Annotated in this window: 10 protein-coding genes; 7 read left to right on the plus strand and 3 right to left on the minus strand. The window is 33.9% G+C overall.

Features of this window, described 5'->3' with window-relative positions; translation table 11 throughout:
- Position 1 precedes the first annotated feature (1 nt).
- The 5 genes from BZARG_RS10500 (at position 2) to BZARG_RS10520 (ending at position 5,830) form a co-directional block, all read left to right on the plus strand.
- Complete coding sequence (locus tag BZARG_RS10500) at positions 2-1,312, plus strand: ABC transporter permease (protein WP_040288509.1); 1,311 nt, start codon at positions 2-4, stop codon at positions 1,310-1,312.
- An 8-nt stretch (positions 1,313-1,320) separates the two neighbouring features.
- Positions 1,321-2,202, plus strand: a complete 882-nt coding sequence (locus BZARG_RS10505; RefSeq protein WP_008638220.1) for a mechanosensitive ion channel family protein — start codon at positions 1,321-1,323, stop codon at positions 2,200-2,202.
- A 6-nt stretch (positions 2,203-2,208) separates the two neighbouring features.
- Entirely contained in the window at positions 2,209-3,372 is a 1,164-nt protein-coding gene (locus BZARG_RS10510) for a sigma-54-dependent transcriptional regulator (protein ID WP_008638170.1), read from the plus strand.
- A gap of 134 nt (positions 3,373-3,506) precedes the next feature.
- Complete coding sequence (locus BZARG_RS10515; RefSeq protein ID WP_008638141.1) at positions 3,507-4,385, plus strand: PPK2 family polyphosphate kinase; 879 nt, start codon at positions 3,507-3,509, stop codon at positions 4,383-4,385.
- A 74-nt stretch (positions 4,386-4,459) separates the two neighbouring features.
- A complete protein-coding gene (locus BZARG_RS10520; RefSeq protein WP_040288510.1) occupies positions 4,460-5,830 on the plus strand; it encodes a M20/M25/M40 family metallo-hydrolase in 1,371 nt (456 codons plus the stop codon).
- 482 nt (positions 5,831-6,312) lie between these two features.
- Here BZARG_RS10520 and BZARG_RS10525 read toward each other — a convergent pair whose 3' ends face one another.
- A complete protein-coding gene (locus BZARG_RS10525) occupies positions 6,313-7,365 on the minus strand; it encodes a proline iminopeptidase-family hydrolase (protein WP_008638175.1) in 1,053 nt (350 codons plus the stop codon).
- 809 nt (positions 7,366-8,174) lie between these two features.
- Here BZARG_RS10525 and sucC point away from each other — a divergent pair.
- Positions 8,175-9,365 (plus strand): ADP-forming succinate--CoA ligase subunit beta, encoded by a 1,191-nt coding sequence (gene sucC, locus BZARG_RS10530; RefSeq protein WP_008638184.1) that lies wholly within the window; start codon positions 8,175-8,177, stop codon positions 9,363-9,365.
- A gap of 119 nt (positions 9,366-9,484) precedes the next feature.
- Here the strand turns inward: sucC and BZARG_RS10535 are convergent, their stop codons facing one another.
- Positions 9,485-9,820, minus strand: a complete 336-nt coding sequence (locus BZARG_RS10535; protein WP_040288513.1) for a DUF1456 family protein — start codon at positions 9,818-9,820, stop codon at positions 9,485-9,487.
- A 250-nt stretch (positions 9,821-10,070) separates the two neighbouring features.
- Between BZARG_RS10535 and BZARG_RS10540 the strand changes: the two genes are divergently transcribed.
- On the plus strand, positions 10,071-10,472 hold the full coding sequence (locus BZARG_RS10540) for a hypothetical protein (protein ID WP_008638146.1): 402 nt from the start codon (positions 10,071-10,073) through the stop codon (positions 10,470-10,472).
- Positions 10,473-10,480: 8 nt separating this feature from the next.
- On the opposite strand, the gene uvrB is transcribed toward BZARG_RS10540, so the two are convergent.
- Positions 10,481-12,484, minus strand: coding sequence for an excinuclease ABC subunit UvrB (uvrB, locus tag BZARG_RS10545; RefSeq protein ID WP_008638177.1), 2,004 nt, complete (start codon positions 12,482-12,484; stop codon positions 10,481-10,483).
- Between the last annotated feature and the right edge of the window lie 98 nt (positions 12,485-12,582).

A 12,582-nucleotide genomic window follows, 5' to 3' on the forward strand; every position in this document is an offset into this window, starting at 1 on the left:
TATGAATCATTTACCTCTCATTATAAAACGCGAGTATCTTACTAAAGTTAAAAATAAGTCATTTATAATTATGACTATTTTGAGCCCTATAATTATGGTTGCGTTAATAGCTGTCGTTGCTTATTTAACGCAACTAAATAAAAACACAGAAAAGACCATTGCCATTCTTGATGAATCCGGCATGATTGCAAGTGTTTTTGAAGATACGGAAACTACTAAATATCTAATTTTAGACCAATTGTCCTTGGAAAGTGCCAAGAAACTAACCGAAACACAAGAAAATTACGGTTTGCTTTATATTGGTAATTTTGAAGAGATTAGTGACGCTCATAAAAACATAAAATTCTATTCAGAAGAATCGCCCTCCATTAACGTTATCAGTGACCTAGAAAGTAAATTGGAAAAACAGCTAACGGATTTAAAGCTAGAAAGTCAAGGCGTTGATATTGAAAAAATAAGAACTTCTAAAGTTACAGTCGCCATAGGTCAAGAAAGCTATTTGGGTAAAAAAACGTCTAAAATAGATAGTCTTGTTAAATTAATTTTTGGTGGTGCGGCCGGTTATTTGTTATTCATGTTTATCATTATTTATGGTAATATGATTATGAGAAGTGTGATAGAAGAGAAAACGAGTCGGATTATTGAAATCATCATATCCTCCGTAAAACCAATTCAATTAATGCTTGGAAAAATTATCGGAACCTCATTAGCAGGAATTACCCAATTTGTTATTTGGGTTATTTTGGGTGGTATATTGGTGACTATAATCTCTGCTATTTTTGGTGTGGATTTATTGCAAGCTTCACCTTCGGGACAGTTATTGAATGAAGCCAGTAATGGATCAACAAACCCAGATATTGTTCAAAGTGCTATGCGCGCTTTTTATAATTTACCACTTACCAATTTAGTTATTGCATTTTTACTCTTTTTTATAGCAGGTTATTTACTTTATAGTTCACTCTACGCAGCTATTGGTGCTGCTGTGGATAATGAAACGGACACACAACAATTTTTAATGCCTATTTTAATGCCACTTATATTGGCGGTGTATATTGGGTTTTTTACGGTTATTGAAAATCCTCATGGAACTATCTCCACTATTTTCTCGTTTATACCATTTACCTCTCCCGTTGTAATGCTTATGCGTATTCCTTTTGGTGTTCCTATCTGGCAACAAATTGTATCTTTAGTACTATTAATTGGTACTTTTATGTTTACGGTTTGGTTTGCTGCAAAAATTTACCGCGTCGGTATTTTAATGTATGGTAAAAAACCAACTTATCGGGAAATTTTAAAGTGGATTAAATATTAAATTCTGATATGCAAAATAATTTTGAAGATGTTGTAAAGCAAAGTGGTGTTTGGGAGACTATTGTCGATTTTCTGAATTTAGGGTTTGAATTTGGATCTGGAGAGGAAACTATTAAAGTTTCAGTTGGACTCGTTTTATTGGTTGTTGTTATATTTATAGCGACTAGTATTATTTTGAATTTCCTTAAGCGGCTTTATGCTAAACGATTGCCTAAAGAAGATAAAGCGAAGTTCAATACGGTATTTTCATTTAGTAGATGGTTCATTTATCTAATCGTCGTACTCGTTGTTTTCGATTCCGTAGGCGTTAATGTAACCGCTATTTTTGCCGCATCTGCAGCCTTATTAATTGGTGTTGGTTTAGCACTTCAAACTTTGTTTCAGGATATTATCTCTGGTGTTTTTATTCTTGTGGATCAAAGTTTGCAAGTTGGTGATGTTATTGAATTAGAAGGAAAAGTAGGTCGTGTGGAAGAAATTAAATTACGAACCACACGTGCCGTTACTATAGATAACCGCGTTCTAGTAATACCAAATCATTTATACTTAACTAAGTGTTTGTATAACTGGACTCAAAATGGCAATAAAACCAGAGAAAGTATTTCATTAGGTGTCGCGCATAGTAGTGATGTAAAATTAGTTGAGCGTTTGCTTACGGAAGCTGCAAACTCCCATGATGATGTTTTAGAAAAAGATAGCACGATTGTCCTAATAACAGATTTCGAATATAATGCTATACGATTTAAACTTATTTTTAGTGTTCTAGATAGTTTTAGAGAGCAATTTATAAAAAGTGATATTCGCTATGAAATAGATCGTTTATTTAAAGAGAATAATATTACCATACCATTCCCACAAAGAGATATTCACATAATTGAAAAACAAGAATAATTAGTTATGCCAAAAATATTAGTAATAGAAGATGAGGCTGCCATTAGGCGTGTGCTTGTTAAGATTCTTTCAGAAGAAAATGATACCTACCAAGTTGAAGAAGCTGTTGATGGTTTAGAGGGTATTGAAAAAATTAGAGATAATGATTACGATTTAGTTTTTTGCGATATTAAAATGCCTAAAATGGACGGTGTGGAAGTGTTGGAAGCTGCTAAAAAAATTAAACCAGAGATTCCTATTGTCATGATTTCAGGTCATGGCGATTTGGATACAGCCGTAAATACTATGCGTTTGGGTGCTTTCGATTATATATCTAAACCACCAGATTTAAACCGTTTATTAAATACGGTTCGTATTGCTTTAGATAATAAAGTATTGGTTGTTGAAAATAAAATGCTTAAAAAGAAAGTTAGTAAGAATTATGAAATGATTGGCGAGAGTGCTGCTATTAATCATATTAAAGATATGATTGAAAAAGTTGCGCAAACCGATGCTCGTGTACTTATTACGGGTCCAAATGGAACTGGAAAAGAATTAGTAGCGCATTGGTTACATCAAAAAAGCGATCGATCTAAAGGTAGTTTAGTCGAAGTGAATTGTGCTGCGATACCTTCAGAATTAATAGAAAGTGAATTATTTGGTCACGTAAAAGGAGCTTTTACAAGTGCTGTAAAAGATCGTGCCGGGAAATTTGAAGCTGCCAATGGCGGAACGATTTTTTTAGATGAAATTGGCGATATGAGCCTATCCGCACAAGCGAAAGTTTTACGCGCACTTCAAGAAAATAAAATTCAACGTGTTGGTAACGATAAAGATATTAAAGTAGACGTACGCGTTATTGCCGCGACGAATAAGAATTTAAAAACTGAAATTGCTGAAGGTCGTTTCCGTGAAGATTTATACCACCGATTGGCGGTTATACTTATTCACGTACCTTCATTAAATGAAAGGCGTGAAGATATTCCGTTGTTAATTGAATATTTTACGGATAAAATATCAAATGAGCATGGAACAGTCAAAAAATCATTTTCTGATAAAGCAATCATGCAACTTCAGGAATACGATTGGACAGGTAATATTCGCGAACTGCGAAATGTGGTAGAACGCTTAATTATTTTAGGTGAAAAAGAAATTAGCGAGGATGATGTTAAAATGTTCGCTTCTAAATAATCTTAAAATGTCTGAAACTGTTCAGGCATTTTTTTTGATATTTTTTTACGCATAAAACCCAAATGCAATCGGCTTATAAATGCGTGGGTAATTATGTATATTTATAAAATAAATCAAAGTAAAGATCTTTTATTATGAAATCAATTAAACCAGAAGACTTTAGAGTAAGTCGAAATGTTGATATAGAAAATATAGAAACGACTTACGATTTAGGTATTAAAAAAAGTCAAGTAAAAGATGAATTGCAAGAGGTTTGTAAGGATTTAGCCAAAATTCAAAATGCCATGTATGCGCATGGAAAATATGCAGTACTAATTTGTATTCAAGGCATGGATACTGCAGGGAAAGATAGTATGATCCGTGAAGTTTTTAAAGAACTGAACGCAAGAGGTGTCATTGTACATAGTTTTAAAACGCCAACAGATTTAGAGTTAAAACATGATTATTTATGGCGTCATTATGTAGCCTTACCTGCTCGTGGTAAATTTGGAGTTTTTAATAGAACGCATTATGAAAATGTTTTAGTAACGCGTGTGCATCCCAAATATATACTTAAAGAAAACTTGCCGAATGTACAGTCGTTAGAGGATATTAATGATGCATTTTGGGATAGGCGATTTGAGCAAATCAATAATTTTGAAAAGCATATTGCCGAAAACGGTACTATTATATTTAAATTCTTTTTACATATTTCTAAAGAAGAGCAGAAAAATCGCTTGTTAAGACGATTAGATAAACCGGATAAGAACTGGAAGTTTTCGCCGGGCGATTTGGAAGAACGCAAACTTTGGGATAGTTATCAAGGATATTATCAAAACGCCATATCTAGAACAACAAAAGCACATGCACCATGGTACGCCATCCCATCTGATGATAAACCAACGGCGCGTTATATTGTAGCTAAAATCCTTTTGGATACACTAAAAGAATATAAAGATATTCGTGAACCAGAATTGGATGATGCTTTTAAAATGAATTTAGACGATTATAGAAAACAGTTAGAATCAGAGTGATTTCAGAAACTGTTTAGCTTTCCAAGCTTAAAACTCCGTAAATTCAAAACTATATTAAACCCATGTAATCATTTATGAAACGTATTCTTTCACTTTTAATTTTTCTCATAATAGCTAATGTGTCTGCACAATCAGATGCTGAAATGCTAAAAACTATTTACACACAATCATTAACGAATGGTAAAAGCTATTCGTGGTTGGATTATTTATCCAATCAAATTGGTGGTCGACTTTCAGGTTCTTTAAGCGCAGAAAGAGCAGTTGCCTACACCAAAGAAGAGTTGGACAGTTTAGGCTTGGACAAAGTTTGGTTGCAACCGGTTATGGTGCCAAAATGGGTAAGAGGAAACAAAGAATACGCTTTTTTAGAATCGTCTTCAGGAAGTACGAGTACGGTAAATATTTGTGCGCTTGGTGGATCTATAGCTACGCCAATTGGTGGTTTAAAAGCGGCAGTAATTGAAGTGCAAGGTATTGAAGAGATGAAAGCCTTAGGGAAGGAAGCAGTTTCTGGGAAGATTGTGTTTTTCAATCGTGCTATGCAGCCGGAAATAATTCAAACTTTTGAAGCTTATGGTGGCTGTGCAGATCAGCGTTATTCAGGCGCTATGGAAGCAGGGAAACTTGGAGCGGTTGGCGTTATTGTTAGATCTTTGAATTTACGTTTAGACGATTTTCCACATACGGGAAGTATGACGTATGGTAATCTACCAATCTCTCAGCGCATTCCATCGGCAGCAATTAGCACCAACGATGCTGAAAAGTTAAGCACTATGTTGACGCTGGATAAAAACACCAAGTTCTTTTTTAATCAGACGTGTAGACAATTAGACGATGTGGAATCTCATAACGTAATTGGGGAGATTACAGGCAGTGAATTTCCTAATGAATATATTATAGTCGGTGGTCATTTAGACTCTTGGGATTTGGGCGATGGCTCTCATGACGATGGTGCAGGTGTCGTTCAGTCAATGGATGTTTTACGCTTATTAAAGGAAAGTGGTTACAAGCCAAAACGTAGTATTCGTGTGGTATTATTTATGAATGAAGAAAACGGATTACGTGGTGCCTTGAAGTACGCTGAAGTTGCGAAACAAAAAGGCGAAAATCATATATTTTCTTTAGAAAGTGATTCGGGTGGTTTTACGCCTCGAGGTTTTGATTTTGAATGTGATGACGCTTTTATGACAAAAATTGAAGGATGGAAAAATCTTTTCAAACCGTATTTAATTCACCATTTTGAAAAAGGTTACAGTGGAGCGGATGTCGCGCCCTTAAAAACGGCTAATAATGTTTCTGCAGGATTACGTCCAGATTCTCAACGTTATTTTGATCATCATCATGCTGCCACTGATCTTTTTGAGCATGTAAATAAACGCGAATTAGAATTAGGTGCAGCCACAATGGCGAGTTTGGTGTACTTAATTGATAAGTACGGCATTTAAAATAGTTTTGAATTTAATCATTAGTCAACAATTATTCCCCTACTTATAGAGATTAATGGTATGGCTTTTAAGTTTTTATTATTTTAGATAGTATTCAATTTAGATTGTCTTTTACATCCTAATAGTCAATAGATGTCTGACTGCTGAAGTTGAAGTCGATTTTTTTTTATTTAATAGCATAAGGCTATTTCTACAAATGTCATGTTATCGCATAATTTTTTGGCATAAGTAACAAGGTCTATATTGTATAGTATTATTTTTATCATAATACAGAAACCCGCCCTTAACTGCTACCAAAAGGGGAACAATACTGGCAGGTTTTTAGTTGACGTTCTAGCATAATCTTTCTAAAGAAAGTTTTAATATCTATGGTTCAAGTCTATTATTTTTTGAATTAATATAATCAAAAATCTTTTTAATTTGGTTTGTTTTAATGATTTATAATCAGATGATTAATTAAGATTTTGAAAAAAGTAACTCTCTTAAAATGCGCCATTATCCACGTCTTTTATAAACTGTATTAATCCAGAGAAATAGGCTTCAGGATCATCATATTGTGAGATATGCCCTGAATTTGTAGTTAAACTTCTTCCGTGTTTCACTTGGGTACTCATCCATGTCATATATTTAGGATCCATGGTGTCGTGAGTGCCGCCAATCATTAAGGTTGGGATTTCTAATTCATTTAACCTGTTAGAAATATCCCAACCTTTTAAAGTAGCATTTCCTGTAACCCCAAATTCACTATAACCTTGCATATAGATATAAATGTTAGGATTGATGTGTTTAAAGGATCGATTAACAAATTCAGGCCACTCATCCAATGGCATATTTAAGACGTGTTTGGTGTAATAATGTTGTGTTACGAGCTCCGTATAACGAGGGTTTCCAAAATCTTCCGCTGCTTCCATTGCTTTTATTTCTTTATAGACGTTTTCTGGTAGTTGAGGACCTAGAACTTCCGCAGCATATTTTTCATATTCTGGAATACTGGACATCATATTGGAAACAATTAAACCCTTTAAATTGTCTTGATATTTTAACGCATATTCCATTGCCAAAATACCGCCCCAAGATTGTCCGAGTAGATAAAAATTATCTTTGTCAAGTTTTAAAGCTTTTCGAACTTGTTCCACTTGTTCAACAGAATGTTCAATAGTCCAAAGGCTTGAATCGTTAGGTTTATCGCTATAATAACTATCTAATTGATCATAATAAATGTATTCTATTTCTTCATTAGGTAAATAGCCATCGAAATTTTCAAATAACTCATGCGTGCCACCAGGACCTCCATGAAGCAATAACACTTTCATTCTCGGATTATTACCCATGCGTTTTGTCCAAACGTTGAATGTGCCTTTGGCAGTTTTAATGGGAATCATTTTAATGCCTCCTGTTTTTTGATCGTCGCTATTGGAATAATCGAAATAGGAAGAATCAGTCGCCTTGTCGGAATTTGGTGTGTTAGCTTGTTTATCAACACAGCTGAATAGAAGTATTGATGATGCGATGAAAAGGTAAATTAATTTTTTCATGAGACTGTTTTATTATTTTACTTAAAGTTAATCAGTTATTGGTTTATTCAAGCATTTTTAGTCAATTTTTGACTTTAACACTTATAAAGTATCTATCTTTTTTATCTACATTTTTAGTTTATGAGGTTCTAATTGCTCTATTCAGAGACTAGTTAATGTTGGTAGCATAGTTTTTCACGCTTATGTGGATCAAAAAAGAGCAATTAAGAAAAGTGTAAAACGTAGAAATACATTGAAGTCCATAAATCTTAAATTAATACTATCAAAAAGACTTGAAGGTTGTAATATGATATTTTTTGAAATACTGAACAGTTTTTTGTTTCATCCACAGGCTATTAACTTAATAATATAGCGTGAAAACATTACCATCTTTATAGACATTCAAAATAGTTTCATGTTATACTTATGAATTATTTTTCTAATCCCTTATTTATCCATCACTACCCGAAGAATTATAGTAGGTTTCAAGCAATACTAAAACCGGTAGATTTTGTATGGAATTTGAAAGTTAATGCTTCAAAAGTTATACCGTATATCTGTGACATGGATTTAAATATTCGTGCTGTTTTAGCTTGCCAATGGACTTGAAAAACTTTCGGTATATCAACATTACAATACATTTTTTATATTATAAATGCCCTAACTGAAAGTGGGGTTTAAACGAAGAAACTTCTTGAAAAATAAATTTTAAGGCATTCCACAAACAACTTTTAAAAATTATTGTTTAAAAGCGTTAGGTTGATTACTTTTGTGCAACGAAAAATTTAATTATTTTCTCCTGTTGAGAAAACTCCAAACGAATTTATAAGATGAATTTACACGAATATCAAGGAAAAGAAATGTTAAGTAGTTTTGGCGTGCGTATCCAACGTGGTATAGTTGCTCAAAATGCTCAAGAAGCTGTTGCAGCTGCTAAAAAACTTACAGAAGATACAGGTACTGGCTGGCATGTTATTAAAGCTCAAGTTCATGCTGGTGGACGTGGTAAAGGCGGAGGTGTTAAAATTGCTAAAAGCCTTGAAGAAGTAGAAAGAATTGCAGGTGAAATAATCGGAATGGATTTAGTAACACCGCAAACATCTGCTGAAGGTAAGCGTGTTCATCAAGTATTAGTTGCTGAAGATGTTTATTACCCTGGTGATAATGAACCAGAAGAATATTATATGTCTGTTCTTTTAAATCGTGCTACAGGTCGTAACATGATTATGTATTCTACGGAAGGTGGAATGGATATTGAAACCGTTGCTGAAGAAACGCCACATTTAATTTTTACAGAAGAAATAGATCCTTCTGTAGGAATGATGCCTTTCCAAGCGCGTCGTATTGCTTTTAATTTAGGCTTATCTGGTGCAGCTTTTAAAGAAATGACCAAATTTGCAACTGCTTTATATACAGCTTACGATAAGTCTGATGCTTCATTATTTGAAATTAACCCAGTGTTAAAAACAAGTGATGATAAAATCATGGCAGTTGATGCAAAAGTAACAATGGATGAAAATGCATTATACCGTCATAAAGACTATGTTGCATTACGTGATTTACGTGAAGAAAACCCTATTGAAGTAGAAGCTCAAGAAGCTGGACTTAACTATGTAGACCTTGACGGAAACGTTGGTTGTATGGTTAATGGTGCAGGACTTGCAATGGCTACAATGGATTTAATTAAGCAAGCAGGTGGTGAGCCAGCAAACTTTTTAGATGTTGGAGGTACAGCTGATGCAGCTCGAGTTGAAATGGCTTTCGAATTAATTTTAAGAGATCCAAACGTAAAAGCAATCCTTATCAATATATTTGGTGGTATTGTACGTTGTGACCGAGTAGCTCAAGGTGTTATTGATGCTTATAAAAACATGGGTAATATTGATGTGCCAATTATTGTGCGTCTTCAAGGTACCAATGCGGATATAGCAAAAGAGTTGATTGATAATTCTGGATTAGCCGTTATGAGTGCTACAGAATTCCAAGAAGCTGCTGATAAAGTACATGAAGTATTATCTTAATTATATTTAAGATATTCTAATTATAAAAAAAGCTCTCAATTTATTTGAGAGCTTTTTTAGTTTTTAGCATGAAAATGAAAACTGCTTTCGACTTATAGATAATTATAAAGTCGAATATTCTATTTGGGTTTATTTCTTCTTTCCGAAGGTTTAGCAATCGGTTTTTTAGCAGGATCTACTTTTGGTTTTGAAATTACTTTTGCAGCAGATTTTACACCTGGTTTAGGCTTCTTGTCATCTTTAGGTCCACGTAAATGAATAACCAAACCGTTCAAAAAATTACGGAGTATCTGATCGCCACACTCCATGTAATTAGGGTGGTCTTCTTTTCTGAAAAATGCTCCTAATTCACTTTTTGTTATTCTAAAATCTACGAGTTCTAATATTTTAACTATTTCGTCGTCACGTAATTGCAATGCGACACGTAATTTTTTAAAAATATCGTTGTTTGTCATGTTGTCTGTCATAGTATCATTTTGAATGTTAATTAGAACTTATTCTAGTCGGTAAATCATAAAATATCGGTGAAACGTAAATTAACCGTAAAGCATTGATAGTCATTGTATTGAGTTGTTAATTTTGAATAAATGTAGAAAAACACGATGAAATGCATCTAAATTTTCGACAAGTTACAATTTATCATGGATTATTAAATAGCCTTTCTGTGTATCTTTATAATGCTAATAATTAATCTATTCCTCTAAAATGATTAACAAGCTTGAAAAATTAAGTCTCCTTTCAGAGATGATCTCATTTGCTAATAACGAAAAAGATTTAAAGCCAATAGAATACAGTTTTCTTTTAGCTATAGCTAAGCAATTAGGTATTTGTAGAGCGGATTTTGACTATTTGACTGTAAATCCTATTACTTATATTCATTTAAAATCTCAAAGCGAACGTATTGTACAATTTCATCGGCTAGTCTTACTGATGAATATTGATGTTGAGCATACTCTTAAAAGCGAAATAAAGCTTTATAATTATGGATTACGTATGGGTTTAAGTCACGAGTCTATAAATAAAGTGCTTTATATAATGGAAGAGTTTCCCAATAAAATTGTTCCTGCCGATGTATTGATTGATATTTTTAAAGTGCAGTACAATTAACTACTTAACTACACTTTTAATTTTTCTAATTTATCCTGATAACTTTTTATCAAATCCCTGAACTGTGCCGCTTCCATGAAATCCAAAGCTTTTGCAGCTTGCTCCATCATTTTACGATTTTCACGTATTTTCTTTTCTAATTCGCCTTTATTTAAATACTGGTTTTCAGGTTCAGCAGCTTTGGCGGCTTCCAATGCATAACTATAGGTACTTACGGAGTTTTTGGTTAATGCATTATCTAAACTTTTGTTTAGTGCTGTTGGCACCATATTATGTTTCGTATTGTACTCGATTTGTTTCTCACGTCTATATTCGGTTTCATCCATGGTTTTTTGCATGCTTTTAGTTATTCTATCAGCATACATAATTGCTTTCCCGTTAAGGTTCCTGGCGGCACGTCCAACTGTTTGTGTTAATGAACGCGCTGAACGTAAAAAACCTTCTTTATCCGCATCTAAAATGGCAACTAACGACACTTCCGGTAAGTCTAACCCTTCACGGAGTAAGTTTACACCAACTAGAACATCAAATATGCCTTTACGTAAATCCTGCATAATTTCTACACGCTCTAATGTGTCCACATCACTATGGATATAACGACAACGAATTTGAATTCTTTCCAAGTATTTAGTCAGTTCTTCAGCCATACGTTTAGTTAATGTGGTGACTAAAATACGTTCGTCTTTTTCAATACGAAGATGAATTTCTTCAATTAAATCATCAATTTGATTTAAACTTGGTCTAACTTCAATAACGGGATCTAATAAACCTGTGGGACGAATAATTTGCTCGACAAAAACACCACCCGTTTTTTCCAATTCATAATCTGCTGGAGTAGCACTCACATAGATTACTTGGTTTTGAAGCGCTTCAAACTCTTCAAACTTAAGTGGTCGGTTATCCATAGCAGCTGGTAAACGGAAACCGTAATCTACTAAATTCACTTTGCGACTAAAATCGCCACCATACATGGCATGCACTTGGGAGATGGTAACGTGACTTTCATCAACTACCATTAAATAGTCGTCTGGAAAATAATCTAATAAACAGAATGGTCTGGTGCCTGGTTGTCTGCCATCCAAATATCTAGAATAGTTTTCAATACCAGAACAATAACCCAATTCACGAATCATTTCTAAATCAAACTCCGTACGTTCTTTTAAGCGTTTGGCTTCTAAATGTTTTCCTATTTCTTTAAAGTAATCGTATTGCAGCACCAAATCGTCTTGAATGCCTTTTATAGCGCCTTGCAAGACATCCGGTGATGTTACAAACATATTGGCTGGATAAATATTCAGTCGATCGTACTTTTCAATAACTTCATTTGTTTGAACATTAAACGCTTCAATATCTTCTATTTCATCACCGAAAAAGTGAATTCTAAAAGCGTGATCATCATAACTAGGAAATATATCTACCGTATCTCCTTTAATTCTGAAGTTACCGTGATTAAATTCGCCTTCGGTTCTGGAATATAAACTTTGTACTAAGCGGTGTAATAATTTGGTTCTTGAAATAACCTCATCGCGTTCAATAGAAATAACATTTTTCTGAAACTCCACTGGGTTTCCAATACCGTATAAACAAGATACGGATGCAATAACAATAACATCACGCCGACCCGAAAGTAGGGAGGATGTGGTGCTTAATCGCATTTTTTCAATTTCCTCGTTTATAGATAAATCCTTTTCAATATAAACCCCTGAAACAGGGATATAAGCTTCCGGTTGATAATAATCATAGTAAGACACAAAATATTCCACAGCATTATCAGGGAAAAACTGCTTAAATTCCGAATATAGTTGAGCAGCCAATGTTTTATTATGCGCTAATACCAAAGTTGGCTTTTGCACTTCTTCAATAACGTTTGCAACCGTAAATGTTTTCCCAGACCCGGTAACACCTAAAAGTGTTTGGTACTTTTCATCTGTGTCAATACCTTTTACTAGTTTTTTAATAGCTTGGGGTTGATCGCCAGTAGGTTTAAAATCGGATTTTATTTTGAATTTCATGTATCCTTATTGATAGTTTTTGCTGTTCCCGAAGTATCGAGACTTTCCGCACTTAATTATTTAGATAGGGTATTAAGACTTTAATAATATCCGTTTCA

Origin of the sequence: Bizionia argentinensis JUB59, assembly GCF_000224335.1 — a bacterium.
Classification (GTDB): Bacteria; Bacteroidota; Bacteroidia; order Flavobacteriales; family Flavobacteriaceae; genus Algorimicrobium; species Algorimicrobium argentinense.